17 protein-coding genes, 1 tRNA gene and 1 pseudogene are annotated in these 26,774 nt (G+C 66.6%); 8 read left to right on the forward strand and 11 right to left on the reverse strand.

All coding sequences use genetic code 11. The annotated features are described in order from the left end of the window. Positions 1-24 precede the first annotated feature (24 nt). The 7 genes and pseudogenes from ACIRJT_RS14815 to panD all read right to left on the reverse strand — a co-directional run bounded on the left by ACIRJT_RS14815 (position 25) and on the right by panD (position 11,517). Positions 25-3,090, reverse strand: a complete 3,066-nt coding sequence (locus ACIRJT_RS14815) for an SDR family NAD(P)-dependent oxidoreductase (RefSeq protein ID WP_403908965.1) — start codon at positions 3,088-3,090, stop codon at positions 25-27. Between the two features lie 117 nt (positions 3,091-3,207). Beyond that, a pseudogene (locus ACIRJT_RS14820) lies at positions 3,208-4,686 on the reverse strand (type I polyketide synthase); the annotation flags it as partial. A 94-nt stretch (positions 4,687-4,780) separates the two neighbouring features. Further along, entirely contained in the window at positions 4,781-5,944 is a 1,164-nt protein-coding gene (locus ACIRJT_RS14825; protein WP_403908650.1) for a pyridoxal-phosphate dependent enzyme, read from the reverse strand. Between the two features lie 118 nt (positions 5,945-6,062). Then, positions 6,063-7,823 (reverse strand): ABC transporter ATP-binding protein, encoded by a 1,761-nt coding sequence (locus tag ACIRJT_RS14830; RefSeq protein WP_403908652.1) that lies wholly within the window; start codon positions 7,821-7,823, stop codon positions 6,063-6,065. Beyond that, the gene (locus tag ACIRJT_RS14835; RefSeq protein WP_403908654.1) at positions 7,820-9,436 is read right to left on the reverse strand and encodes an ABC transporter ATP-binding protein; all 1,617 of its coding nucleotides are present in this window, start codon (positions 9,434-9,436) and stop codon (positions 7,820-7,822) included. The genes ACIRJT_RS14830 and ACIRJT_RS14835 overlap by 4 nt, the downstream gene beginning before the upstream one ends. Positions 9,437-10,262: 826 nt before the next feature. Continuing rightward, complete coding sequence (locus ACIRJT_RS14840; protein ID WP_403908656.1) at positions 10,263-10,559, reverse strand: hypothetical protein; 297 nt, start codon at positions 10,557-10,559, stop codon at positions 10,263-10,265. A 541-nt stretch (positions 10,560-11,100) separates the two neighbouring features. Beyond that, positions 11,101-11,517 carry an aspartate 1-decarboxylase gene (gene panD / locus ACIRJT_RS14845; RefSeq protein WP_018958626.1) on the reverse strand — a complete coding sequence of 139 codons (417 nt, stop codon included), beginning with the start codon at positions 11,515-11,517 and terminating at the stop codon, positions 11,101-11,103. 560 nt (positions 11,518-12,077) lie between these two features. Here panD and ACIRJT_RS14850 point away from each other — a divergent pair. The 8 genes from ACIRJT_RS14850 to ACIRJT_RS14885 all read left to right on the forward strand — a co-directional run bounded on the left by ACIRJT_RS14850 (position 12,078) and on the right by ACIRJT_RS14885 (position 24,556). After that, positions 12,078-12,782 (forward strand): thioesterase II family protein, encoded by a 705-nt coding sequence (locus ACIRJT_RS14850; RefSeq protein ID WP_403908658.1) that lies wholly within the window; start codon positions 12,078-12,080, stop codon positions 12,780-12,782. A gap of 31 nt (positions 12,783-12,813) precedes the next feature. Then, entirely contained in the window at positions 12,814-14,853 is a 2,040-nt protein-coding gene (locus tag ACIRJT_RS14855) for a condensation domain-containing protein (protein ID WP_403908660.1), read from the forward strand. Between the two features lie 1,101 nt (positions 14,854-15,954). Continuing rightward, the gene (locus tag ACIRJT_RS14860) at positions 15,955-17,094 is read left to right on the forward strand and encodes a cytochrome P450 (protein WP_403908662.1); all 1,140 of its coding nucleotides are present in this window, start codon (positions 15,955-15,957) and stop codon (positions 17,092-17,094) included. 68 nt (positions 17,095-17,162) lie between these two features. After that, positions 17,163-18,890, forward strand: coding sequence for a non-ribosomal peptide synthetase (locus ACIRJT_RS14865; protein ID WP_403908664.1), 1,728 nt, complete (start codon positions 17,163-17,165; stop codon positions 18,888-18,890). Positions 18,891-18,892: 2 nt separating this feature from the next. Next, positions 18,893-20,299, forward strand: a complete 1,407-nt coding sequence (locus ACIRJT_RS14870; RefSeq protein WP_403908666.1) for an amino acid adenylation domain-containing protein — start codon at positions 18,893-18,895, stop codon at positions 20,297-20,299. Between the two features lie 51 nt (positions 20,300-20,350). Further along, entirely contained in the window at positions 20,351-21,325 is a 975-nt protein-coding gene (locus ACIRJT_RS14875; protein WP_403908668.1) for an alpha/beta fold hydrolase, read from the forward strand. Beyond that, positions 21,322-22,485, forward strand: a complete 1,164-nt coding sequence (locus ACIRJT_RS14880) for an acyl-CoA dehydrogenase family protein (protein ID WP_403908670.1) — start codon at positions 21,322-21,324, stop codon at positions 22,483-22,485. The genes ACIRJT_RS14875 and ACIRJT_RS14880 overlap by 4 nt, the downstream gene beginning before the upstream one ends. 799 nt (positions 22,486-23,284) lie before the next feature. Next, the gene (locus ACIRJT_RS14885) at positions 23,285-24,556 is read left to right on the forward strand and encodes a valine--pyruvate transaminase (RefSeq protein WP_403908672.1); all 1,272 of its coding nucleotides are present in this window, start codon (positions 23,285-23,287) and stop codon (positions 24,554-24,556) included. Positions 24,557-24,856: 300 nt separating this feature from the next. Here ACIRJT_RS14885 and ACIRJT_RS14890 read toward each other — a convergent pair whose 3' ends face one another. The 4 genes from ACIRJT_RS14890 to orn all read right to left on the reverse strand — a co-directional run bounded on the left by ACIRJT_RS14890 (position 24,857) and on the right by orn (position 26,771). Continuing rightward, on the reverse strand, positions 24,857-25,540 hold the full coding sequence (locus ACIRJT_RS14890; protein ID WP_403908674.1) for a hypothetical protein: 684 nt from the start codon (positions 25,538-25,540) through the stop codon (positions 24,857-24,859). Beyond that, the gene (locus tag ACIRJT_RS14895) at positions 25,510-25,860 is read right to left on the reverse strand and encodes a hypothetical protein (protein ID WP_403908676.1); all 351 of its coding nucleotides are present in this window, start codon (positions 25,858-25,860) and stop codon (positions 25,510-25,512) included. The genes ACIRJT_RS14890 and ACIRJT_RS14895 overlap by 31 nt, the downstream gene beginning before the upstream one ends. A gap of 112 nt (positions 25,861-25,972) precedes the next feature. Next, positions 25,973-26,045 (reverse strand) — tRNA-His (locus ACIRJT_RS14900). Between the two features lie 120 nt (positions 26,046-26,165). Further along, positions 26,166-26,771, reverse strand: a complete 606-nt coding sequence (gene orn, locus ACIRJT_RS14905; protein WP_403908678.1) for an oligoribonuclease — start codon at positions 26,769-26,771, stop codon at positions 26,166-26,168. Positions 26,772-26,774 lie beyond the last annotated feature (3 nt).

A 26,774-nucleotide genomic window follows, 5' to 3' on the forward strand; every position in this document is an offset into this window, starting at 1 on the left:
CCGGCATTGCTGCCTCCTTTCGCTTCACTGCTGACGGCGGCTACGCGAGCGGACCATACGGTTCTGCTGCTGACGGCGTCGTGAACCCGCGCGGTTCCTCACTTCCTCCAGCGAGGTTCTGGCGCTCTCGACAGGATCGACGCCACCCTCGTCGACCAGCGCCGCCAAGCGGGCGATCGTCAGGGCCTCGTAGAGCTGAGCCACCGTCAGCGCGGTGTCGAGGGACTTGTTGATGGTCGAGATGAGCTGAATGGCGACAAGGGAGCTCCCGCCCAGGTCGAAGAAGCTGTCGTCGATTCCGATCTGCTCGATGCCCAACAGCTCCTGCCACATGGTGCAGAGTTGGCGCTGGACCGTGCCGTGCGGTGCCACGTAGGCGCTGGACACCTCGGGGCGCGGGTGCACGGTCTGGGGTGCGCCCAGGCCGCTCAGCCGTCCATCGGCGTTCTGCCCCTGGCCGCGCAGGGTGAATGCCTGCTCGATCAAGTGACGCGCGTCCACGGGCGTCACGATCAGCTGGGGCTCGCGCGAGGCGGACAGACCGCGCTCCAGCGCCTCGATCGCGTCGGCGGGAGCCATTCCGCGCTCGGCGACGTCCTTGCCTCGCGCGTGCGCCAGGCCGTTGCCCAGATCAGTGGTGACGGCCATGCCAACCTCCTGCCAGGGTCCCCAGTCCACCGTGACCACGCGAGGTGAGGACTCTGCGGTCGACGCACGGGAATGGGCGTAGGCGTCGAGGAAGCAGTTGGCCGCCACGTAGTCCACGAGCCCGAAGTCGCCCACGTTGGCGGCGTTGGAACCGAAGAGTGCGATGAAGTCCGGCTCTAGCGGAGTCAGTGCCCGTTCGAGATTGAGCGTTCCCGCGACCTTCGGACCCATGACCGCGGCGGCCTCCTCCAAGGTCTTGAGCTGTGCGAGCCCACCGCCGGCGACTCCCGCGGCATGGAACACGCCGTCGATCCGCCCCCACGCGTCCGTCACCCGGGTCACCGCCGCTTCGGTCTGCGCGGGATCGCAGACGTCGGCCGCGATTATCAGCACCTCGGATCCCCGCTGCTTGATCTCACGCAGTTTCCGAGCCGTCCCCGTCGCACCGGGGCCCCCGGGCCGGGTGGCGAGCAGCTCTCCGTCGCCCTCCACCGGGACTGCGGTGCGGGCCATGAGGGCGAGCTTGCGGCCCGGCCGGGACAGATGAGCCGCCAGCACGAGCCCAAGGCCTCCGGTACCACCTGTGATCAGGTAGACGCCGTCGTCGCGCAAGGCCGAAGCCCCGTCTTCCGAGGGAGGCAGCGGAGCCGGAGCATAGGTCTGGGCCCAGCGGTGCGGCCCCCGGTGTGCCACCGCGGCATGTGCCGGCGGCACGGCGAACTCGGCGACCAGCCGTGCGGCGTGCGCATCGACGGGCGAACCGTCCAGGACGATATCGATGCTGCGGAAGGCCAAGCCGGGGTGTTCCCGCGGTATGACCCGGCACGGCCCGAGCACAGTGGCCTTGAGCGGCATGAGCGGTTCGGATCCGACCACGTCGTGGATCCCGTTGCTCACCACCCACACGGCGCGGTCGGCTTGGTCGAAGAGCCCGTTGAAGGCTTGGGAGAGCAACAACAGACTGTTGAAACCGAGCTGTAGCGACGTGGCGTCGTCCTGCGGCGTCTCCTGTGGCGCGGGAGCGTCAGTGACCGTCCAGCAGTGGGCGATTCGCGAGGGTACGGGTCCGTCCTCGGCAAGGGCCTGCAGGAGACGGCCGTAGTGGGACGAACTCTGCGGGTCGATCGTGAAGTGGCCGCCGGCCCACCGATTCCACGTCGGGCTCGCCGAGACCGTCATGACCGCGGCACCGGCTGCCCGCAGACGAGCCGCCACCGCCGCACCGAGACCGAGGGCATCGGTGAACACCAGCCAGCGCTCGCCCTCGCGGTCAGGCCGTGCGGATGGCAGCGCGGTGCGCTCCCAGGACGGGACCTGGAACCAGTTCGAGACATCGGGCCGTCTCACGGGTGGTCGCTCCGTGGTCGAGGGAGTGCGCCTCTCCAGCCAGTACCGCTGCCGCTGGAACGGGTAGGTGGGCAGGCCGACGCGGCGGCGCCGCTCGTGTCCGTAGAATCCGGTCCAGTCCGGTTCGCAGCCGTGCAACCACAGTTGGCCGAGCGCACGCTGTGCGGCCTCCAGAGGATGCCGCCCGTCCCGCCGGTGGGGCAGTGTCGCGGTGACCAGCCGTGCGGTGCCACCGGGGAGGATGCGTCGGACCAGGCTGCTGAGCGTGGGCCCAGGACCAACCTCGAGATATACCAGATTCGGTTCGCCGGCCAGGGTGTTCACCCCGGCGACGAAATCGACCGGACTCAGGATCTGCCGGCCCCAGTACTCCGGGTCCTGTGCCTGTTCGGCGGTGATCCAGGTACCGGTCACATTCGACACGAAGCGCACCCGGGGCGCCTGACGGGGGACTGCCGCGACGGCCGCCACGAACTCCTCGACCATCGGTGCCATGAGGGCCGAGTGAAAGGCGTGCGACGTTGCCACCGGGTGAGTGGGGATTCCACGGACCGCGAGCTGCCCGGCGAACGCCGTCACCTTGGGCTCCGGGCCTGCCACCACACAGTCCTTCGGGCCGTTGTGGGCGGCCAGCGAAAGGCCCTCCGGGAGCAGGGCCAGGATGGACTCGCGGTCCGCCACCACGCTCAGCATGGAGCCCTGTACCTGGCGCTGCATCAGCGCTCCGCGGAGCACGACCAGACGCAAGGCGTCCGGCAGAGTGAACACACCTGCCAGGCAGGCCGCGACGAGTTCGCCGAGGCTGTGCCCGAGCAGTGCCACGGGCTCGATGCCCCACGACTCCCACATGCGGGCCAGGGCGTACTCCAGAACGAACAATGCGGGCTGCGCGGCCTCCGTCTGGTTCAGCGCGGTCGCCGATTGCGCTGAATCCCGGTCACCGAGAAGGTGGGCCCGTATGGTCACACCGGTCCGACCCTCTGCCAAAGCCTGCGTACAGGCGTCGACGGCCTGGCGGAACATCGGTTCCTCGGCGTACAGCTCGGCCGCCATACCCGGGTACTGGCCACCCTGGCCGCTGAGCAGGAAGGCCACGTCCGGCCGGGCACCCTCGTAGTGGCCACCGACGACGCGTGCCGGGTCGGCGGCGACCAGGGCCTCCGCGACGGTCGGACCGTCTGGGCCCGTGACGATGCGGCGTACCGGAAACGCGTGGCGCCCCACTGCTGCGGTGTAGGCGGCGTCGGGCAGGGGCGGCGCCTCGCCCGCGCGCAAGGCCCCCGCCATGCGTTCACTGAGCTCCTCCAGCGCCTCCCTACTGCGGGCGGAGAGGACGAGCAGCTGCGAGGAGCGAGCCGAGGCCCCGGTGGCGAGTGCGGCCGGCGCTTCCTCCAGCACGATATGAGCATTGCTTCCCCCGAAGCCGAAGGCACTCACCCCGGCCAGCCGAGGCCGCTCCGAGCGAGGCCACGGGGCACGCTCGCGCTGCACGACGAACGGGCCGCCCGCGAAGTCGATTGCAGGGTTGGGGGAGTCGAAGTGCAGGGTCGGCGGCAGCGTCTCGTGCCACAGGGATAGCACCGTCTTCAGCAACCCGGCGATGCCCGCTGCCGCGTCCAGGTGGCCGATGTTCGACTTGAGGGAGCCCAGGGCCACGGTGCCGGGCAGCACCCCGTCGTACGCCTGAGTCAGGGCGCGGATCTCGATCGGGTCGCCCAAGGTCGTACCCGTGCCGTGTGCCTCGACGTAGCCGATGGCCGAAGGCGGGGTGCCTGCGTCACGCAGAGCATCACGGATCACCTCCGCCTGCCCGGTCACCGTCGGCGCGGTGAAACCGACCTTGACCGCGCCGTCGTTGTTGACGGCGGATCCCTTGATGACCGCGTAGACGGTGTCGCCCGCCGTCAGCGCGTCGCTGAGGCGCTTGAGTGTGATCACCCCCGCCCCGCTGCCGAACAACGTTCCGGCGGCTCGTGCGTCGAACGGCCTGCAGTGGCCGTCGGGAGAGAGGAAGGAGCCCTCCTGGTGCAGGTAGCCCTGGTTCTGTTCGGCATTGATGAAAACTCCGCCGGACAGGGCCACGTCACATTCCCTATCGCGCAGTGAGCGGCAAGCGAGGTGGACGGCGACGAGCGAGGTCGAACACGCGGTGCGCAGCGACACACTCGGGCCGCGCAGATCGAGCTTGTACGAGACACGGGACGCCAGGAAGCTCAATTCGTTTCCCAGGAGGACCTGGGTTCCGCCGGTGGCGTCGACGATCTCGGGGTTGGAGTAGATATTGGCCAGGTAATTGTTGGTGCCGGCACCCCCGAAGACACCGACGCGCCCACCCGCTTGGTCGGGGACGTAGCCGGAGTGCTCCAGGGCCTCCCAAGCGGTCTCCAGGAATACGCGGTGCTGCGGGTCCATCGTCTCAGCCTCGCGCGCGGTGTACCCGAAGAATCCGGCGTCGAACCCGGTGACGTCCTCGAGACAGGCGCCCGCCGGCACGAAGTTCGGCTGGTTGATGGCCTCGCGCGACGCACCAGCCGCGATCAGCTGCTCCTCGGTGAAGAACGAGACGGATTCCACCCCGCTGCGGACGTTCGCCCAGAACTCGTCCAGATTGCGGGCGCCGGGAAAGCGCCCAGCCATTCCGACAATCGCGATGTCGCGGCCCGCATGCTGCCCGAACTCGTGGTCTGCCACTGTTTCTCCGTATCAGAACAAGAAGGGGTGTCCCGTCGTCACCGAGCCCGCCCCGGCGGCGGCCGAGAGGCGAGGGGCCCATGCGCGGGAGGGGTCAGGCGGGTCCGACCATTCGGCTGCGTCCGGTCAGGTTGACGAGCACTGTCTGGTCCGGCCGGATCCGGCCGGCCGCTGCTTCGTTGCGCACTGCCGCGATAGTGGCTGCCGAGGCATAGCACACGTCGATCTTTTCGAGCTCCGCGAGCATGTGCCGTGCCTCGACGAGCTCCTTGCGGGGAGCGGAGACGATCGAACCACCGGACTCAGTGGCGATCGCATGCAGGTATGGGTAGTAGGGCGAGCCGTCACCGAGGAGGATCGCGGTGGCCAGTCCCGTCGGCTTCTCGATCCGGTCGTCCGCGGTGAGTTCCGTATGTCCTGCGCTCCAGCCGTTGGCCGCCGGCGCGCAAGACTCCTCCTGCACCATGAGAAATTGCGGCATCCGGTTGAGCCCGGCGAGGGCCAGGTACTCCCGCATGCCCTTGTGCGCGGCAAGCATGCCCATACCGCTGCTGATCGCCTGCACCACGATGTCAGGAGTGCCGTCCATCGCGTCGAGGGCCTCCAGGTAGGCCAGCTTGAGACCTTCCCGTCGGGCCCAGTTGAAGAAGCCGGCGTCCAAGTGGAGCCCGTGCGCGGTGGCGAACCGGCGGGCCGCAGCGGAGGCCTCTACGTAGTTTCCGGGGACCACGGTCAGCGAGGTTCGCTCGTCCTCCTCCACGGAATGGTTGGGGACGAAGTCCTCGCCGCAGAAGAAGTGTCCGCGCATCGCGGGATCCATCCGCACCGCCCGGGCGAGGGCAGTCGAGCTGTTTCCCGTGCTCGACGCGACGAACTCCTTGACGCCGAACTGGCGCAGCACGGCGAGTACGAGCGAGGCGAGACGGTCCTTGGTGGTACGAGTCGGCTGCTGGGATTCGTCCTTGACCCACAGGCCAGGGACTCCGATGGCGGCTCCGAGCCGGGGCGCCGGCCGGCAGGGTGTTCTCTTGGTCACACCGCTGTCCAGGAAGTCCCTCGACATCAGCGGCAGGAGGTCGAAGTAGACCTGTTCCGGATCCACGTGGTCGTACCGGTTCAGTCGTGTCAGCGAGTACCGGGGTTCCAGCGCACCCGAGCAGTCCGGACATCGGTATATCAGAGCAGGCGCGAACGTACTCTCGCAGCGCAGACAGACCAGTACGAACTTCTCAGCTTCGTCTTCGTCATTGTGTGTCATGGCAACCGTAGACAACGCAAGGTCCTTTCAGCCCGTTGGGAGCAGCGGGCGACAAGAGCGGTACGGATGCGAGAACGCCCCCCGGACAGGCTTGGGAGGCGTTCTCGTGGGATGTAGGTCAGCCTTCGCCGTTCCATGACCGCCATAGGGACGCGTACGGCCCGTTCGCGGCCGCCAGTTCCTCGTGGGTGCCTAGCTCGACGATGCGGCCCGCCTCCATGACCGCGACGCGGTCGGCATCGTGGGCCGTCTGTAGCCGGTGCGCGATGGCAATGACCGTGCGGTCAGAGCGAACGGCGGCCATGGCTCTCTCGGCCTGACGTGCGGTCGTGGGATCCAGCAGCGCCGTTGCCTCGTCGAGGATCAGCGTGTGCGGATCTGCGAGCTGGACCCTGGCGAGCGTGAGCTGCTGGGCCTGTGCGGCCTCCAGTTCGAAGCCGCCGGCGCCCAGCAGGGTGTCGAGCCCATCGGGGAGATCCCGTACCCAGTCGGCTTCCATCATGGCGAGCGCCGCGAGGATGGCTTCGTCCTGGGCGTCCGGAGCCGCCATCGTCATGTTGTCCCGGAGGGTTCCGATGAACACGTGGTGATCCTGTGTGATCAGGACGATGCGGTTACCCAGCTTGCCCGCCGCGGCCAGGTCGGCGACCTTCACACCGCCGACCAGGATGTCACCAGCGTCCGGCAGGTCCACACCGGACATCAGCTTGCCGAGAGTGGACTTGCCGGCTCCCGAAGGGCCGACCACCGCCAGTCGCTCGCCCGGCTGTACCACGAGACCGACATCGGTCAGCACGTCCTGCGTGCCGGTGTAGGAGTACCGGACTCCGCTGACCGTGATGCGATCGTCTTCGGGCTGCTGGACTGCGGACCGTTGTGGCTCCGCCACCAGGCCGACGCCCTTGACCCGGGCGAATGACGCTCCACTGCGCTGAAGCTGCTCGACCCAGGTAAGCGCTCGGTCGAGGGGGTCGACCAACTGCCACATGTACAGGCTGCCCGTCACCACCGTGCCCAGGCTCAATGCCCCGTTCAGGTAGCTGAGCCCGCCCACCAGCAAGATCAGCGCCATGGGCAGCGAGTGCGCGAACTCGGTGCTGGGGAACAGCACGGTTCGCAGGCGCAGGGTTCGTACACCCGCGCCGTACGTCGTGTCGATGGTTCTGTCGATCGCGCGGTTCTGCCGATGGCGCAGACCGAAGGCCTCGATGGTCCGGGCACCGTGGGCGGTGGCGTTCAGGGCTTCGGCCACGCCGCCCGCGGCGGCACCCTCTGCGAGGTATGCGTCTCGTGCCCGGGCGAGGTACCAACGGCTGACGAACCACACGATGGGCAGGCCAGCTAGCGAACACAGTCCCACGAGGGGGTCGAGGAGGAAGACCGCAACGAAGATGAACAGCACCTGCACGGCCGCGATGAAGACATCGGGCGCCGCGTTGCGCAGCGTGGCAGCCACAACGCCGACGTCCAACGACGAGCGTGTCACCAGGTCGCCGGTGCTGACCTGTTCCACGACGCGCCCCGGCAGTGCGAGAGCACTGTCGATGACCTCCTCGCGGAGCCGGGCGAGAGCGCGCTCGCCGAAGCGGTGCGAGAAGTAGCGGGCGTAGCGCGTCAGTACCAACTGCGCCAGCGCGAAGGCAAGGACCGCGGCGGCTATTGCGTCGACCTGAGAGACCGTCATGTTTCCGGCCTCAATGCGGGTAATGATGCGGCCCAGCAGCCAGGGGCCGGCCAGTCCTGCGAGAGAGGCGAGGCAGGTGAGGACCAGGACGCCCACCACGGAACGCCTGTCGTCCTTCAGCAGTTGCCAGCTGGCCCGTCGCACCGCTGCGGCGTCGGCGACCGGGAGGCTCCTGGCCTCGTTGGAATGACTCATCGGGTGTCTCCTTCCCGGGAGTGCGCTGGGCCGGCCGCCTGTGCGCTGTCGCTGTTGCCACGGAACACGAGCGCCGCGTAATTAGGCTGGGTGGCGAGCAGTTCGCCGTGACTGCCGGTGGCCGTCACCTTGCCGTCCACGAGGTAGACCACTTCGTCCGCGTGGCCGAGCAGAAGCGGAGACGTGCTGACGACGAGGGTGGTGCGGCCCTGACGGAACTCTCCGACCCGGGACGCGACCGTGGCCTCGGTGTGAGCGTCCAAGGCTGATGTGGGCTCGACGAGGACCAGTACTTCGGGGTCGGCGAGCAACGCACGCACCAGCCGGAGTCGCTGTCGCTGCCCTCCCGAGACGTTGCGGCCCTGACTGTCCAGACGGGAGTCCAGACCGTCGGGCATCAACGCGACGACGTCCCGTGCCACCGCGGCGTGCAGCGCATGTTCGATCTCCTTGGGGGAGCGGTCGTCGCGAGCGGAAAGAACGGATCTCAGCGGGCCGCTGAAGAGGTAGGAGTCGTTGTCGGACACCAGCAGTTGGCGTCGCAGAGAGGTGAGCTCCATGTCGGACAGCCTGGTGCCACCCCAGGTGGCGTCGGAGTCCTTGTACCCCCCGATGCGGTCGACCACATCGCGCATCTCATCGGGCCGCGCGCTGACGAGGGCGGTCAGCAGCCCCGGCCGCAGCATCAGGCCGGAATCAGGGTCGTGAAGCAGGGCGGGGCCACTGGGCGCCGTCACTCGTGCGCGCTGCGGCTCGAGGTCCGGCGTGAGTGCGAGGATGTCGACCACGCGCCGCGCGGACACAAGGCCCCGGGGGAGGTCGTCTGCTCCCTCGATGAAGAAGGACACCGGGACCAGGAGCGCCGCCACGTAACCGTACACCGCCACCAGCTCACCAACCGTGATGGAACCGTCGGCCGCCATGCGTGCACCGATCCATGTCACGAGTGCCAGGAAGAGGAGTGGCAGGCAGGCGCCGAGCGCCTGGACCCAGCTGGTGAGCGAGGCCACCCGGTACCCCAGGGGGACCAGGGCCTGTGAGCGCTCGCGGTAGCGCCGGGCGAAGAGCGACTTGCCGCCGATGCCGTTCAGCACGCTCAGTCCGGTGACCATGTCGCTGGCCAGGGCGGTGAGCGTCCCCTGCTGTTCCCGGTAATTGCCTTCGGCTCCGTGCAGCCTTTCCAGGACTGGGCCGACTGTGACCGCGAGGAGCGGGACACCGAGCAGGACCATGCCCGCCAAGATGGCTGAGATGTTGAACAGCAGTACGGCGGTGGCGATGTAGGCGACGGCTGCGCCGACTCCGGGGCCCGTAATGGTCAGGGTCTGTGCGATTCGGCTGATGTCCCCGGCCTGGAGCTGGGTCAGCTCACCCGCCGACACCTGGCGCGGCAGGGTGGAGCCGAGTTTGGTGACGTGCCGGGCGGTGACCTGAACTGTCCGGTAGGCCGCGTCCACCCGTATGAAGGTCATGGTGCGATGGCGCAGGATCCCGAGACACGCGATGGTGGCCCCGGCGGCGAGAACCGCCCCGACCCAGCCGACCAGCGCGCCGGTGTCCCGCGCGCGCAGCCCTTCGTCGATCGTCCTGGACATGAGGTAAGGCGGCAGCATCAGGGCACACATCCAGGTGCTGCCCCACAAGGAGCCGAGAAGGACCCGTTTGCGCTGCCTCACTACCAGCCACCACAGGAAACGCAGCGGGCTCCGGTGGTCTGGCTCCCCGGGATCGCTGTAGGGGACTCGGCGCGCCAATGGGGATGGGTCTGGTCCGTCGGTCATCTCGGTCGTCCTTGTTTCGGTTTAAATCGGCGGATACCACTGTGTCGGCACTCGTTGCGGGATCGAATCTGTCTGGGCGGCGGTCCTTCCCTACGCCGGAGAGAACGGAGACTGGCAGCGACTGCTGAGAAATGGCAGGGGAATATGAGGACGCCCCCGGTCGCCTCATCCCGGGTGAAGACGATGAGGCCGACGGAGTCTCAATTACGTCTTCAAGCCGCCCGCGCTACGGGCAGTTCGGGGTGAAGACCCGGCTGTCGCGCAGGAGCGCCCGCAACACGCCGGCCCCTTGCCGTGCCAGGGCGACGACGACTTGAACGTGCTGGGAACCCGGATCTGCTGGTCGATCCGGCTGAGTCGATCGTGTCGGGATCTGAGTGGCCAGGTCGCCAACGATCTGGACGGCGACATATCCACCGGCCAGGGCGGTCTGCTGGGCTTGGCCACCCTCCAGCGCCGTCGCGGCGACAGCGACCAGAATCCTGAACGCCACGTTCGGCCAGCCATGCCGTCAGCCTCACCCGGCCGCGGCAGTGGAGGGATGCCGACGCCTGATAGGCCGTCAGCAACACGAGCGCATCCTTCTGCGAGGTGCAAGGCCCGCTCCACTGGTTGATCCTTCGGCCTCGCTCGGTCACGAGGGCGGAGCGGTACCCCGTCAGAAGCGAGAGGTCGGCGACGAGCCGGCAGGTGCGTCGATCGCTGCGAAGTCCTGGCGGTTGCGCGCCGTTTCGGCGAAGACGTAGGCGTCGGTCCCGGTCTCGCCCCGGCCGGCGCCGACCATACGTTTGATGGCGCGTCCGGGCACGTGGACGGCCTGCTCGCCGGGGGCTGAGAGCCAGAGCCCGCAACAGCTCGGAGGGCACCGCCTGATGGACCTCGTCAGCGCCAGGTCGAGGATCTCGCCACTGTCGACCTTCTCTGACCCCGACGTCCCACCGGTCTCATCGACCATCGAGGCCCAGTGACGCCCCTCGCCTGCGTCGATGCTCGGGCCTCACGCTCGCTCACGCACTCGCCCTCCTTGCCCCGCAGAGCGTGCGGTGGGCCTGAGGAACACCCCGCTGTCATCTTCGTGAAAATCAAGCAGCAGCCAAGGCGCCCCAGAGAACCGGACGGCGGCTCCTTCGGAGCTACTGATCGCAGAGACCCATATGCCAAACCCGGCTCTCCTCGGCCGCCTAACGACTCACGGAGACCAGGAGAGGCGCGGGTAATGCCCGGTGGAAGGAGGCCGCTCCGACAGCGCGGATCAACAGAGCCCTGGACTGCTGGAGATGCGGTCAGAAGGGGCGGAGTGCCCTTGCGCTACGCACAATGCGCCATCGTGCGATCTATATTCTTAGGGCAACCCGGGCTTGTCAATGTCTGATTCCCGTGCGGGCCGAGAGTCGGGTGCGAAGCAGTCAATGGCAGGGCCCGCGCTGTCACCGCGCGGGCCCTGCCACGAGGTCCTGGACTGTTCGCTGTTCGCCGCGTGGCTCGGACGAGGAGGGTCACCCCCGAGGGAAGTCACCACGCAGCAGCCCGCTCCCTTCAGGTGCTTCCGCAGGATCGTGCCCGGTCAAGGACACCTGGTTCCGCTCATCGACGAAGACGACCCGCGGCTTGAGTCCACGAGCGTCCTTTTCAGACATCTGGGCGTAGGCGATGATAATGACGAGGTCTCCGGGGCTGATGAGCCGTGCTGCGGCACCATTGATACCGATTATTCCGGAGTTCCGCGGCCCTTCGATGACATAAGTGGACAGCCGGGCACCGTTATTGATGTCGACGATGTCAACCTTTTCGCCGGGTAGCAGGTCGGCTTCCTCCATCAAGTCGGCGCTGATGGTCAGGGACCCCACATAGTGGAGGTCGGCCTGCGTGACGGTCGCCCGGTGGATTTTGGACTTCATCATGGTGCGATACATGCTGGTCAACCCTCGAATCGTAGCTGGGATGAATGAGTCGGCGTGCTAGATGGCGACGGCGTGAAAGACGCAGCACGCCCCCAATAGAGAACTCATGGGATGTGCCGCTGAGTGGAATTGCGCTGCCTCTAGGTATGCGCGCCGATTATCAGGCCGCCGTTGAACTCGGCACCGAGACTCAGTAAATGACGGCAAGACGATCGTGGACGACCATAGAGGCACGGGCCGACTATAACCGGAGGCGTCACTCGGCTCGCTGCCCCGCGTGCGTCCGGTCTGCCTTGGTGGCTCGACCAGAGTGCTGAACTCCTTGACAAGGCGCGGGACGGCCTAAGAGGATGCAGGTCAAAGTGGCTGAAGTGTGCCGCCGTTCAGTGGCGCCCAGCATGGATAGTCCCACTCGCGGAGTGCTATTGGGTCGGAGAGTGGGCCCGTCGGGAGCCTCCGACCCCTGCACTGGCTTTGGTCCTCCTGCCGCAGTTGCGGCTGCCCGTGAGTCCGGGAGATCGGCATGGATTTCTCATGGGCCGAAAGCTCTCTAATGACCAGGAAGTTCCACAGTGTCCAAGTTGTCTCTTATCTGTGTCCCTTTCGCAGGCGCCAGCGCTTCCTACTTCCATTCGTGGCGGGTTCACGCGGCGCCCGATATTGAGTTGGTACCGGTGCAGATGCCAGGGCGTGGGCGGCTGATCGACCATGAGCCGGTGCGGAGCGTCCGCGAGGCGGTGGCCACCGTCCTCCCTCAACTGCTGCCGAGCGTCGGGGGAACGAGAGTGGCACTCTTCGGGCACAGCAGTGGGGGCGTGCTGGCTTTGGCTCTGGCTCAGGAGCTCGCTACTCGGACCAACGTCGAGGTGATCCGGCTCTTCGTGAGCGGAGCGCCGGGGCCCGGCAGCCGGCGAAACCAGCGCGCGACAGGTCTTCCGGACAGGGAGTTCATCGAGCGCATCGAGGACTTCGCGGGATACCGGCATGTGGCTCTGGAAAACCCCGAGATGCGAGAGCTGATCCTGCCCGCGCTTCGCGCCGATGTGGAGATGTACGAAGGGTTCGTCCACGATCCTGCTGTCGAGCTGCCTGTGCCGATCACGTCGCTACGTGGCCGGGAAGACGACCACGTGAGCCTCGCCGAGGCGCAAGACTGGTCGGAAGTCACCAGCGACGACTTCGAGTTCGTGGAGATGGAGGGCGGTCACATGTATCTGAACGAGTCGGCGTCCGAGGTGCTGCGCGTCGTTCGCCAGGCCACCCGGACGTCACCGTGAAGACTTGCTACTAAGGAAGCCAGGCGGGAAAATGAAAGAACTGCAATCCTGGAACGCGGCGCACTTGGCTTCCCTGGTGGATGTCTTTTTGAGCTCCGTTGCCAAATGTCCGGGCCAGGTCGCGGTCAAGTGCAACAACCAAGAGTTCACCTATGCCGAACTGGACCGAGAGTCTTCGGTCATGGCCTTGGGGCTGCAGAACCCGACGCTGTCGCCAGGGCAGCCCATCGGCGTCCTCCTGAGGCGCTCCGCGGGCCTGGTGGTCGCCGCGGCGGCCGTCCGCAAGGCTGGATTCTTCCCGCTTCACCTCGACCCTTCCTCTACGGCAGCCTGGTCCCAGTCCCTCCTCGGCGAGGAAGGACCGTCCGTCGTGGTGACCTCCGCCCAACTGGCGGACCGCGTATCGTCGGGCGTCGAGCGGTTCTTGGTAGAGGACGGTCGTCCGTCCGGGCTGGCCGTGGAAGTCTCCCACCAAGGCATTCTCCCAGGAATGTGGGGCGGCCTCCTTAGTGGTGACTGTGAACTCATTGCCCCCGGCAGCGTCGCCCAGACGACGACGGAGTCGGCACTGTGTTCCATCTTCGCCGAGGTGCTGGAGCGCGATTCGGTCGGCGTCGACGACGACTTCTTCCTCATGGGCGGTCACTCGCTTCTTGCCACTGACCTGCTGCAAAGGGTTCGAGCTGCCTTCAAGGAACCTCAGTACCGCAAGCTGCCGTTCTCCCAGATATACCGCACCTCCACCGTGGCAGAGCTCGCGCAGTGGTTGGAGGGTGCCGCGGCCGAGACCGCTCCGGCACCCGGGTGGTCGGGGGAGGGGCCCGTACCGCTGAATCCACAACAGGCCGACATGCTCGTGCAGTACGTCTTCGACCCTCAGGGGCTCAACCAACATTGCACGATGGGCTGGAGGGTCGCGGGCGACCTGAACCACGACGCGATGCGAGGTGCCGTCCGCCATGTCCACCAGCGGCACGAATCCCTGCGCGCCTCTTACCGGCTCGAGGAGGAGGCGGTGGCCGAACCGCTCAACGCGCCCGCACCGGACGTGACCATGCTGGCGGCGCAGACGCCCGCCGACGCCGACGCCCTCCTCCGCGCCACCCTGGCCGAGCCCTTCTGCCTGGAGAACGGCGAGATTTGGCGGGTGGTGACCATTGCGGTCGGCGGGACTACGTCCCATCTGATCGGCATCGCCGCGCACCACGTCGCGGTGGACGGCTGGTCCGAGTCGATCCTCGCAAGGGATCTCAGCCGGGCCTACCACGCGGTTCTCACCAACGCCCTCGTGCTGGACGAGCCTGCGCCGACCATGGCTCAGGTGGCCTCGGCGAGCCTGGCGTCGGTGGATGCCGCCGAGCTTGAGAGGCAACGCGCTTACTGGCAAGATGAGTTGGCTGGCATTCCCTTGCTGGAATACCCGGGAGCGCCGGCCGGGCACGTCACCTGTGCCCCGGAGGTGCTGGAAATCCCGTTGCCGACGGGCTGCCTCGATCGGGTCGAACGGCATGCCGAGGCGCTGGGCGTCACGCCGTACATCGTCCTGTTGACCGCCTACGGCCGGGCACTGGCGCAGGTGACAGGGCAGAGGGACTTTGGTGTCGGTACTCCCGTCGCTCTGCGCGGTGACAGCGTGCTTGACGGTGCGGTGTCGTGCCTGATCGACGTTGTATGCATCCGATTGCGTGTTACGGGCGGGACGTCGTACACAGAGGAGATCGGGCAGGTTGCCGCTACGGTCCGCCGCGCGTTTGCCGCGCAAGACGTGCCGTTGGCCGAGGTGGTGCAAGAGGTAAACCCGCCCCGCGGCCAGCGTCCGCCGCTGTTCCAGAACATGTTCGCGTTGCAGAACACCGCCCCCGCGGTGCTGGACCTGCCCGGGGCGCGGTCGGAGCCCTTCCGCCCCGCGCCCCTCGGACTGCCTACCGAACTCGTTGCCGAACTATGGCCGTTTCGGGTTGACGGCCCGCACTTGGTCGTCAGCTATCGGCCCAACCGCGTGTCGGCCGACTGTGCCCGTCTCCTGGGATCGAGGATGCTGGCCCAGCTCGACCACCTGGAGACGTTCTGAGCAGGCAGCTTGCCTATTCACGGGCTGACGGTGAGGTTGCTTCTGGCTCTTGACAATGGCTGGGCGGGCTAAGAATATGTAGCCCACAGTAGTTGCGGTGTGTCGCCGAATAGTTGTATTACGTAACTCTGGGACATCCCGCATTGGCCAGAGAAGCACTCCTCCACACTTCTGGGGGAGCTGATGTCGAACACGTCCCACACGGGCGTCGATTGTTGGTGGAACGCGCAGCCCGTCAGCGCCCCGGGCGAACTTTGGATCGTCCGGGACGGTCTTGCCTCTGATTACCACAACCGGCTGTCGACTGACCGCCGATCGTTTGCCCACCGACCTCATCAAACCGGGCCGTCACCTAGACCGCACTGGGGAGCACGTGCGCGGTTGCTGAATTCCGGCTCGGGGCCGACAGCCACCTCAAGAATCGCCTGGATGCGCGCGGCTGCTCGGGCGTGACCACTGCCGTGGCGATGCTGCGACTCGGGTCGGCGTCCCTACGACGTGGCGGCTCTTGGCAGCGGGATCGGCACCGCAGGGCGGGCAGTCCTACTTGTCGAGATATACCACCCGTGGTCATGTTGCGTGCCGTCTCCATAGGGCCCGGCGCTATCCCGCCGTCGGCGACGGGAAAGGTCAACCGCCCAAGAACTCCCAAGCCCGCTCCGGTACCTGTCGCCGCGGTAGACGCATTTCGACGCTGAGCTGGGCCGATGCCCTGCGATGCCGACTGGGGTACTCGGTTACTGCTCCGGGGCCGGCCTCGCGGATGTCCACGGCGGCAGCATGCTCACGAATCCGACGTGCGTACTGCTTAGCGACGAGGGCGAATGGGATGACGCGCGGGCTGGCGAGGTGTATCGCTTCCCGCGGACCCTGTGGCGGGTTCCGAGGTCGTGGAATCCGTTGCCGGGCGTTGCCGGCTGCCTCCTTCTGACCGGACGGTACGCGTCGTCCGGCCCCTACCGGATGGAACCGGCTGACCGGCTGGCCGGTAGACCGGCGAGCCGCAGCCCGCCCTCACCACTCATGAAAGAGGCGTCAACACATATGGAACCCACCTGTCCGTACCGGCGGAACAACGGGATGGTGCCGGTGGACCCTTGCATGGACTACCTCGCGCTCCAAGAGACCGAGCCTATCCGGCGGGACGACGACCTCGGCGTCTGGATCGTCACGGGGTTCGAACAGGTGAGAAAGCTGCTGCGGAATCCCGCGCTCTCCTCGGCATGGCCGGAGAACGGCACCACGCATCTTCACGACCAGCAGGAGAGCAGAGACGGCGTTCGACGCACCTCCGACATTGTTCGGCGCTGGTTCATGTTCAATGATGCCCCGAGGCATCAACGGCTGCGTGGCCTGATCGCACCGCTGTTCTCCACTTCCAGGCTTGCCGAACTCCAGCCCTTTGTTGAGGAGTCGGTGGATCAGCTGCTCCACGGTGTCGCCGGGCAGATCGACGTCATGCTGGACCTGGCGGTGCCTCTGGCGAGCCGGGTCGTATGCCGGCAGATCGGGCTACCGCCAGAGGTGGCCCCGCGCATCGCGGCCTGGGCCTCGGAGATCGACGCGCTGCTGGTTGCCGACTACCTGCCCGAGGTTGTGGAGCGGGGAACCAGAGCGCTGGAGGAGATCGAGCAGGCGGTGGCCACAGCCAGGGCCGGATCGGAAGTACCCGCGGGGTCCGCGCTGGAGATCCTGTCGCATGCGTTCGGAACAGGACTGATCGAGGAGCTGGACATCGCCGCCACGGCGAGCCTGTTGATCTTCGCCGGGTTCGACACCACTTCCACGTTCATCGGCAAGGCCGTCCGCGCACTCATGCACACCGAGCAGTGGAGTGCTGCGGCATCCGAGCGGATTACTTCGCTCGTGGAGGAACTCTTGCGGTTTGACACCTCGGTGCAACAGGTGGCGCGCATCGCGGTCGAGCCCGTCGAGATCGAGGGGCACCGAATCGAACGCGGCGAGTTGGTTCTGATGATGCTCGGTGTGGCGAACCGCGATACCGACGCCTTTACGAATTCGGACGTGCTGGACCCCGGGCGGCAGTCCAGCAGACACCTGGCCTTCGGCTACGGCGCGCACTACTGCCTGGGCGCTGGGCTGGCTCGGATGGAGGTCAGCGCGGCGTTGAACGGCCTCGTGAAGCGATTCAGCCACGCAGAACTGGCCGAACCCCCGGTGCTGCGGCCCCACAACGGTGTCACTGTCCTTGAGCACCTGAGGCTGAGCATCCGCAACTGAGATGAGCAGCCGCAGCTTGCCGAAACGCAGTTCCAAGAACCTCAAAGAGGCTTCAGACAGGAGTGGTTGTGACTACGGAGACCGCGCAGGGCACTGTGCCGCAGATGGTGGAGGAGAGAGCGCGCCTTACCCCTGACACAGTGGCCGTGGTCCTCGGGGGGCCGAGCGCCGATTCTGTCCGGCTGACCTACCGGGAGCTCTGGGACGCCGCCGGATCCGTCGCGGATCGACTGACACCGCTACCGGGCTTCTCCACCGGCGCGCTTATTGCGACCCTGTTCCCGCGCGGGATCCAGGGAGTGATCAGCCAACTTGGCGCATGGCGTGCGGGCGCCGCTTATCTGCCGCTGGACGGATCACTGCCCGAGGCTCGACGCAACGCCATCCTGAGCGATGCTCGGCCCTTCGCCGTGCTGTCCCCCGGAGCCGGGCCAGCAGGGGTGCTGGTGGAAACCGCCACAGAGCCGGGCTCCATCGAGAAGGCCGACGCCGAGGTCGCGTATGTCATCTACACTTCGGGCTCGACCGGCACCCCCAAGGGGATCGAGGTTGGCCACGCGAGTCTCGGCAACCTCGCACGCTGGCACCGGGACACTTATCCGACTGGACCCGGCGTGCGGATCGCGGCTTTCGCTGGACTGGGATTTGACGCTTCCGTGTGGGAGGTGTGGTCGACGCTCGCGAGCGGCGCCACGTTGGTGCTGCCCGTCGGCGTTGGTACGGCGGATATCCTCGCCGTGTGCCGCTTCATGGATGACTGGTCGATAGAGCAGAGCTTTCTGAGCACCCCGCTGGCGGAGCAGATGTTCGGGGTGGACGAGCCGCCCCGGTCGCTCAAGATCCTTACCACCGGGGGGGACAAGCTCCGGGTCGCTCCCCCCATCGGATTCCCGGCTGCCGTGTACAACCACTACGGCCCCACGGAGGCGACCGTCGTGACGACGGCCAGCGACGACCTGCGTAAGTGGGCGGCCCATGAGGCGCCTGCCATCGGGCGCCCCATATCAGGCGCCGAGGTCCGGCTGATCAACGACGACGGGGCAACAGTCACCGGGCCGGGCGAAGCGGGAGAGCTGCTCATCGGGGGCAGCATCCTCGCCATCGGCTACAGGCGTGACGAACCGTTGACCCGGAAGCAGTTCGTACGAGAGACGGATGGCAGCAGGTGGTACTCCTCGGGGGACATCTGCCGCTGGACCACGGACGGAGAGCTGGAGTTCGTCGGCCGCCGAGACTCGCAGGTCAGCCTGCGCGGATACCGGATCGAGCTCACGGAAATCGAGCAGGCATTCCTGCGCATCGCCGGCGTCCAGCAGGCTGCGGTAGCGGCGCGCTCGGACGCGGACGGCGGAGAGCTGGTGGGCTTCTACTCGGGCGAGAAGGCGGAGGACGCAGTACGCCGCGAACTCACGCTCGTACTGCCGGGATACATGGTGCCGAACACTCTGCTCAAGCTGGAGGAGATCCCTCTGAACGCCAGCGGCAAGATCAACCGTCCCGCCCTGCTCGCACTGCTGGCTGAGCCCTCCAGGACGCCGGACCCGGAAGGTCCTCCGGCCGACGACGCCGTTCAGGTGAAGCTGTCGGAAATCTGGAGCGGGGTCCTCGGCCGCGTGCCCGCCCCCAAGGACAACTTCTTCGAGATCGGCGGCCATTCGCTGAAGGCCGCCCGCATGCTGGGCTCGACTCGCAAGGCCTTCGGCATCCCGCTGCCGTTCGACGTGATATTCAGCAGCCCGGTTTTTGAGGACTTCGTCGCGCAGGTCGGCGAGCAGGTCCGGATCAAGGGGCTCTGACCGTGGAGACAATCTGGGACCTGGTGCTCGAACAGGCGTCGCGTACGCCCGATGCTCCCGCCGCAGTCGGCGAACAGGATTACTCCTACCGGGACATCGTGCAGCGAGCCGATGCCCTCGCGGCACTGATCCGGCAGTCGGCCGAAGCGGGGTCCCTGCTGGCACTTGAGACATCCAGCCCGGTGAGCGGGGCACTGGCACTGTTGGCGGGCGCGCGATCCGGCTGTGCGATCCTGCCGCTCAACCTCGACTCCCCGCCGACGCATCGAGAGCGCATCCTTGCGGACGCCCGCCCCGTCGCAGTGATCCGAGCGGTGAAGGAGGCCGTGTTCACGGTCGCCAACCCCGGGACGGAGGCGGTGAACGAGGGAGGCGGGCGGGAACTCCGTGACGTGGCCTACGTCATGTACACCTCGGGCTCGACTGGCAAGCCCAAGGGCGTGATGGTTCCGCATGACTCTCTCGCGTCGCGAATCCGTGCGCTGGCGGAGGTACCCGGGCTGCAGGCGGGGGAGACCATCCTCGCCATGACGGCGCTGTCCTTTGACATCTCTCTGGCCGAGATGTTGGTGCCGCTGGTAGTGGGAGGCAAGTTCGTCGCGGTGCCGGGCGAGGCCCGGCGGGACCCCGAGGTCTTCGCGGAGTTCGTGGCACGGCATGCGCCGGACGTCATCCAGGCGACCCCGAGTTTCTGGCGGCTATTGCTTGCCGGTAGTGACGACGACGCCATGTACCCGCACCGCATCTGGTGCGGCGGAGAGCCGCTCACCTCAACCCTCGCCGCCGACCTGCTCACTCGTGGCGGCGAACTGTGGAACCTCTACGGGCCCACCGAAGCGACGATCTGGGCCACCGCGGCGCACATCGAGCGCCCGGACGCCATCTCGCTGGGCGACCCATTGCCGGGCTGTGGGCTCTTCTTGAACGAGGAGGAGGAGATATTCCTCTACGGCGAGGGCCTAGCCTCCGGATACTTGGGACAGGAGAAGGTCACCGCCGAGCGGTTCTCCGTACAGAACACCCCGCGAGGCCCGGAGCTCGCCTACCGCACTGGTGACCGGGGCCGGTGGGCTGCTGACGGATCACTGACATACCTGGGGCGCGTCGATGGGCAGATCAAACTGCGCGGCCACCGAATTGAACTTGGCGAAGTGGAATGCGTGATCGAGGAACACCCCTCGGTGACAGAGGCGGTGGTGCTCGTACGGGACGCGGATCGCGCGGAGCGTGCATTTATGGCCGCTTTCGTCGTCACCGACGAAGGAGTGACTGCTGACGAGATGAACGCCTGGATACGTACCCGGCTGCCGGTCAGCCACTGCCCGAGCCGAATCCGTTTCGTGCGGTCGCTCCCCCGGAACACCTCGGGGAAGATCGACCGCGCCGGTCTGGCCCATGCTGACCTGTAGCGAAAGCGCCTGTGAATGAACTCTGAAACAGAATCCCTACGCGGTACGGTAGTGCGAGCCTGGCAGGAGACCCTGGAAGCCGAACCTGCGTCGGACGACGAGGATTTCTTCGCGGCGGGGGGAAATTCCATTCTAGTTGTCCAGCTACAGCGCAGGCTCGCCAAAGCGCTCGGCCGTCCGGTCTCGCTGCGGCAGATTCACGACGACCCGACGGTCGGCGGGCTGCTCGGGCTCGGGACCTCGCTCCTGTCTCCGGCGGAGCCTGAGACCGAGGTCCTGCCACCGGGCCTGACACTCTATTGCCTGCCGTACGCCGGGGCATCGGCCCGAATGTACGACCATTGGAAGGACCTGCTGCCCGCCTCGGTGAAGGTGGTGCCGCTGGAACTTCCGGGACGAGGCTCCCGCTGGTCCGAGCCGGCGCTGACCGAGCTTGCCCCGCTGCTCGATGACCTGATAGGCGCCATGGACGAGGCGCGTCACGCGCCCTACGCCGTGCTTGGCCACAGCTTCGGTGGCGTACTGGCCTTCGAGCTCGTCCGGCACCTGATGAGTCAGGGTTTTCCGACGCCGCAGCGGCTGTTCGTCTCCGCGTGTCTGGCCCCGCACGAGGCCACTCCGACCGAAACCAACTACGACCTTTCAGACGCCGATTTCATCGAAAGCCTTCGGAGGGTGCGCGGCACACCAGAGGAACTACTGGAGAACGAGGAGCTCATGGAGCTCTACATTCCCACGATTCGCGCAGATTACACGGTCCTGGACCTATACGAGGCGCCCCCGATCGCCCCATTGGAATGTCCGATATCTGTCTTCTACGGCGTTGATGACCAGGATGCGGCCAGGGAATCGATGGACGCATGGGGTAGCTACAGCGATGACGAGGTCGTCGTCGAGGGGATTTTTGGCGACCACTTTTTCCTGCGTGACTCCGAGGAAGAGTTCCTGGAGAAGTTGTGCTTTCATCTCGGGGCGAGTCGACCGAAGAGCAGTAAACTACTCGATAGTAAGGAACTGTCCGGATGACCACTCAGCTCACGACCCAGCAGCGACAGTCCTGGGCATCCTTTCGTAAGTTCGCCGATGCGTTCATTGCGCCGGAAGCCCAAGCCGCGGATGTGCAGGAAGGCATGCGGCGCGGACTCATCAAGGAACTCGGCAGCGCAGGCTGGATATCCTCGCTCCTCCCTGAGGAGTGGGGCGGTTCCTCGCTGGACATGGTGAGCTACGGCCTGATGGCGGAGGAGATGGGGCGTACCTGCCAAAACGTTCGCAACTTCGTGGCCTGCGCGGACATGGTCTCGTACTCTGTGTGGAAGTGGGGCGCCCCGGAGCTGAAGAACCGGTGGCTCAAGAGCATCGCCTCGGGTGAGACCATCGCGGCGTTCGCGCTGACTGAGCCGAAGGTCGGCAGCGACGCCAAGAGCGTGGAAACGGTGGCGGTGGCCGACGGCTCCGACATCGTCCTGACGGGCGGTAAGAAGTGGATCAGCTTTGGTGAGATCGCCGACGTGTACCTGGTCTTCGCTCAGTACGAAGAGAAGCACACGGCCTTCCTTGTCGAACGTGATACGCCCGGCCTCAGCGTCGAGCCGCTGCGGGGTCTGCTGGGGCTGCGAGGTTCGTCGCTCGGCGAGATCGCCCTCGACGGCTGCCGCGTACCGGCGAGCGCCATGGTGGGAATGCCCGGCGGTGGGCTCATGTTCGTTGCGTCCGCCGCGCTCGACATCGGCCGCTACAGCACGGCCTGGGGTTGTGTCGGGCTCGCTCAGGCCTGCCTCGAAACGGCGTCCCAGTATGCACAGGACCGCATGCAGTTCGGCACAGCGATCATCGACCACCAGTTGGTCCAGCGGATGCTTGCCGACATGCTGACTAGTACCACCGCGGCCCGGCTGCTGTGCCTGGAGGCCGGAGCCGTCAAGGCCGAGGGCGGCATGAGCGCCGTGAACCAGACCCTCATGGCCAAGTATTTCGCCTCGACCACGGCGAACCGGGTGGCGGCGGACGCCGTCCAGGTCCTCGGGGCGTACGGCATCGGTACTGATTCGCCGGTCGGGCGGCTGTTCAGGGACGCGAAGGTGATGGAGATCATCGAAGGAACCACCCAGCTCCAGCAGGCAATGCTAGGCAACTGGAGTGCCAGCGTGAAGCATCCCACGGACGGTGTCACATCAGCCTCCTGAGCAGTTGCGCCCGCCTGCTGGGCGGCGGACGACGTGAACCTCGGGATGTTCGGCTGTGCCTTGGTGCCGCGGGCGGTGATGGGTGACCGTTGCCGACTGGATCCGCGCTGGACGGGTCGCCTGACAGCCGCGCAACACAGGTGGTTGTAAAGTCGTCGACATTCTCGACTCCCGGGCACGTCTACGTGGTGCGCAGCGTCTTGCGGGCGGTCGCTGTCTGCGGCGCGGTGTCGCGATCGTCGGACTGGCCGATGGGCTGGGGCCGTACCACTTCGGGCCGTCATCCTGCTCGCCGTTTGGACAACGTGGGGCGGGCCGCGCTGTTCAAGTTCACCGCGTGACACGTCGATGCCGGCCACGGTGCCCCTCAACGGCCTGCTCAACGTGGCGCCCCTTGCGTTTGCCGTCGCGGACGTGCCGTCCCACCAGATCGCCGCCGTCTTCGTGGCCGGGACTGGCAACCTCAACAGCGTCGCCTGGCTGATCACGACGTTGCAGGAGCAGGCAGGGGCCGAGGAGGCAAGATGGCCTCGCTTCGGGTTTCGTCGATCGGCGTCGGCACTGTTGCCCTCGTGCCTCTGGTCGGCACACGGCAGCAATCTCCCTTGGTGGGTTCTTTAGAGCTCGTAACAGCTCTTACGGTTTCCGCCGTTGCCTTCGTCTTGCCGTGCTCTCGGTCGTCGTGAGGTATCGCCCCGCGGTTCCCTCGACCGACCTCCCTCTCACGCGGCAGAGCACATTTCGGCTCTCTCATGACGCAAGGTCATGGGTCGTGTCACACGGTGTTGAGGAGAAAATAATGCAGTTGTCGCTCAGCGGAACCAAGATGGCTGGGCTTTCCGGCCTGCGCAGCATCATGGAAGACGTCGCCGCGAGCACGGTCGAGGCTTCGGCTGAAGAATGGCTGAACCTGAGCGTGGGTAATCCCGCCCCTATTCTCGCTGTGCGTGATATGTGGCGGGCTGCCTTGACGGAATCAATCGCCGACGATTTCGATGAGGCTGGCTGCCGCTACGGGCCATCCCGTGGCAGCCATGTCCTCGTGGCGGCAGTTGCCGACTACTTCCACCGGGCTTACGGCTGGCAGCTCGGCCCTGAGAACATCGCCGTCGGCCCCGGTAGCCAGATGGTCTGCTTTGCGGCGGCCGCCCTCTTCGCCGGCCCGGGAGCCCACGGCGAGCGGCGGATCGTGCTCCCCATGGTGCCCGACTACACCGGCTACCAGGGATTGTGCATGCACGATGACGGCATCGCCGGAGTCGCCCCGCTGGTCCATCGGGAGGAAGGCCACCGTTTCCGCTACGCCCTGGACATCGAGGCGCTGCGGCGGCGCTCGGACATCGGCATGCTGCTGATCTCGAGTCCGGGCAACCCCACGGGACGCGCCCTGAGCAGAGCCGATTTGGACGAGCTAACGGCGCTTGCCGCGGAGCGTGAGGTGCCACTGTTCGTCGACAACGCCTACGGAGCGCCTTTCCCCCGGATCGCGGAGGTACACACTGAGCCGATGTGGAACGACAGCGTCGTTAACTGCTTCTCCGCATCGAAGGCCGGACTGCCCGGCGAGCGAGTTGGTTTTGCGATCGGCAACCCGAAATACATAGCACCTCTCGCAGCATTTATGTCCAACTCTGTCCTCCATGCTCCCCAACTTGCCCAGCATGCCCTTGCCCGGGTACTGGCCGATGGGCGCCTCGACAAGACCACCCGCGATGCGATCTCGCCGCATTACCGCGAAAAGAAGCACTTCGTTGAGGAACTGCTCAACGAACTTATGCCAACAGATGTCGACTGGCGCATGCACTCTGGGGACGGAGGCATGTTCTGCTGGCTGTGGGTGAACCACCCTTGGTTCGAGGACACTGCGCTGTACGAGCGGCTCAAGGAGAAGTATGTGTTCGTCGTACCGGGGCGGCACTTCTTCGTGGATCCGCTGCTGACCACCAGCCTCGCCGACCACGCAACCCGGTGCTTGCGCCTCAGCCTGAGCGCGCACGACAAGGTGATTGCCGAGGGCATCCACCGGCTCGCGGACGTGCTGTGCGAGATGAGAGATGGGGCGGTGGCCTGATCTGTGCCGCAGCAGTTCGCTACGCCGTCGTCCGGTCTCGTTGCAGCCCTTGTTCCGCCACTGGTCGAGGCAGAAGGGGGCCAGGGCCCGCGAACATCACTCAGCCCTTACCCCCTCGAGCTCGACACCTGCGGCGACGTGACCGACCTGTTCACCCCGCAGCAGGTCAACTACTACACGAGCAGTTCCGGTACTCGGCGCCGGCAGAAGAGGCGATGATGCGGCTGTCAGCGACAGACGCCGACTGCCGGTGACACTCCCGTGACGCGTGATGGGGGGCCGCTGCTCTTCGAGCTAGCCCTAGCGGACCTCGGGTATCCATTTCCGGTTGTAGAAGTTGGCATGCCTCCATGCTTTGCCCGTCGGCGTGCGGAAGACGATGGCCTCCGATGGCATTCCATGCGTCAGCTTCTGCGCGAGGTCCACCTGGGTCGGGGCAAGAGCGACCAAACGGCGGGCCTTCTTGGTCTTGGGGGGCCCGAGGAAGAAGGAGCTCTGCGCGCCCCTGGGGGACCTCTTCCAGGCCCTCTGGACGTTGGCTGTCGGTACGGGGCCGCCAAGTCGAAGATCTTGTACCTGGAGGGCCGTAGCCTCGCCCCAACGCATTGCTGTACCGATCAACCAGTCGGCGAGGTCTCGCGCCGCTGGGTCGGGGAGGTGCTTGCGGAGGAGTTGGTTCTCCTCCTGCTCCAGGAAAACCATCTCCTCGGACGTCCCGTCGTCCACGCGTGGAAGGCGGGTGCTCGCGCAGCAGTTCTTGGTGCGCAGCGGGGGATCGGCATCGATCGCCGCTTGCACGATGCACCACAGCAGGGCGTGGCGATTGGCTGCGGACTTCGGCGAGGCCGGTCGACGGATCCACCGACCCGCCTTCGCGTCCGGCTGGCCTGCTTCCTGAAGCCGAACCCAGTCCTGGACGTCGTCAGCGGTGATGTTCCCGATCGTGGCCGGCATCACCAGTCCCGATCGGGTGGTGTGCACCACGAGGGAGATGTGCCGGTCCACCTCGCGCCGGTAGTCGTCCCGGGTCCGCGGGTCGATGCCGGTGAGCCGGTCGACGTAGCGCGGGCCCAGCCGGTCAGGAGCACGTCGTCAGGGTCCTCGGGCTCGACGAAGCCCCGGCCGGGGACCCACCCGTAGGGCCACTGCTGCTTGTGGGCGTCGACGAGCTTCTTGAACGCGTCGGCCTGCTCCACGTCCTCGAACCTTTCGGCTTCCCAGGTACCGCCGCGCCCTCCCTGGAGCCAGCGGACCTGGTAACTCGCCGTTCCGTCCTTGCGGACCCGCTTCCTGATCGTTGCCATGGGGCGCACGTCAGGTCGAAAAGCCGGCCGCGTTTGGCCGTGGTTTGGCCAGCCTGGAACACGAAGAAGCCCCTGACCTGCGTTTCCGCAGGTCAGGGGCTTCCCCTTCAAGGGTGAGTAACGGGACTTGAACCCGCGACATCCTGGACCACAACCAGGTGCTCTGCCAGCTGAGCTATACCCACCATGTCGCCCGGTCGTTTCCGACCGGCCGAGAAAAAGTGTACAGGGTCCGGGAGGGTGCTCGCGCCCCCGTTTCCCGGGGCCGGTCCACGGGCGCTCGCGCGCCCGTGACCAGCGGGTTCCTACGGTGCGGCCGGGGCCGACAGGCGCGCCGCGATCTCCTTGGCGCGCTCCGAGTCCGGGCCGGGCTGCGGAACGAAGACCGCCTCCCGGTAGTAGCGGAGCTCCGTGATGGAGTCACGGATGTCCGCCAGCGCCCGGTGGTTGCCGTTCTTGGCCGGGCTGTTGAAGTAGGCCCGGGGATACCAGCGCCGGGCCAGCTCCTTGACCGAGGACACGTCCACGATCCGGTAGTGGAGGTAGCCCTCCAGCTCCCGCATGTCCCGCGCCAGGAACCCTCGGTCGGTGCCGACCGAGTTTCCGCAGAGCGGGGCCTTGCCGGGCTCCTTCACATGCTCGCGGACGTAGGCCAGGACCTGCTCCTCGGCGTCCGCCAGGGTGGTGCCCCCGGCCAGCTCGTCGAGGAGGCCCGAGGCGGTGTGCATCTGCCGCACCACCTCGGGCATGGTCTCCAGGGCCGTGTCCGGCGGGCGGATCACGATGTCCACCCCTTCGCCGAGCACGTTCAACTCCGAGTCGGTGACCAGGGCGGCCACCTCGATGAGTGCGTCGTCCGTCAACGAGAGCCCGGTCATCTCGCAGTCGATCCACACCATGCGGTCGTTCATGCG

This window comes from Streptomyces sp. NPDC102283 (assembly GCF_044766265.1).
GTDB lineage: Bacteria > Actinomycetota > Actinomycetes > Streptomycetales > Streptomycetaceae > Streptomyces.

Coding starts and splice junctions, on each gene's coding strand:
- ACIRJT_RS14825 (WP_403908650.1), bottom strand. CDS start 5,944: ATGACACACAATGACGAAGACGAAGCTGAGAAGTTCGTACTGGTCTGT.
- ACIRJT_RS14830 (WP_403908652.1), bottom strand. CDS start 7,823: ATGAGTCATTCCAACGAGGCCAGGAGCCTCCCGGTCGCCGACGCCGCA.
- ACIRJT_RS14835 (WP_403908654.1), bottom strand. CDS start 9,436: ATGCTGCCGCCTTACCTCATGTCCAGGACGATCGACGAAGGGCTGCGC.
- ACIRJT_RS14840 (WP_403908656.1), bottom strand. CDS start 10,559: ATGGTCGATGAGACCGGTGGGACGTCGGGGTCAGAGAAGGTCGACAGT.
- panD (WP_018958626.1), bottom strand. CDS start 11,517: ATGTATCGCACCATGATGAAGTCCAAAATCCACCGGGCGACCGTCACG.
- ACIRJT_RS14855 (WP_403908660.1), top strand. CDS start 12,814: ATGAAAGAACTGCAATCCTGGAACGCGGCGCACTTGGCTTCCCTGGTG.
- ACIRJT_RS14860 (WP_403908662.1), top strand. CDS start 15,955: ATGGACTACCTCGCGCTCCAAGAGACCGAGCCTATCCGGCGGGACGAC.
- ACIRJT_RS14880 (WP_403908670.1), top strand. CDS start 21,322: ATGACCACTCAGCTCACGACCCAGCAGCGACAGTCCTGGGCATCCTTT.
- ACIRJT_RS14885 (WP_403908672.1), top strand. CDS start 23,285: ATGCAGTTGTCGCTCAGCGGAACCAAGATGGCTGGGCTTTCCGGCCTG.
- ACIRJT_RS14895 (WP_403908676.1), bottom strand. CDS start 25,860: ATGGCAACGATCAGGAAGCGGGTCCGCAAGGACGGAACGGCGAGTTAC.
- orn (WP_403908678.1), bottom strand. CDS start 26,771: ATGAACGACCGCATGGTGTGGATCGACTGCGAGATGACCGGGCTCTCG.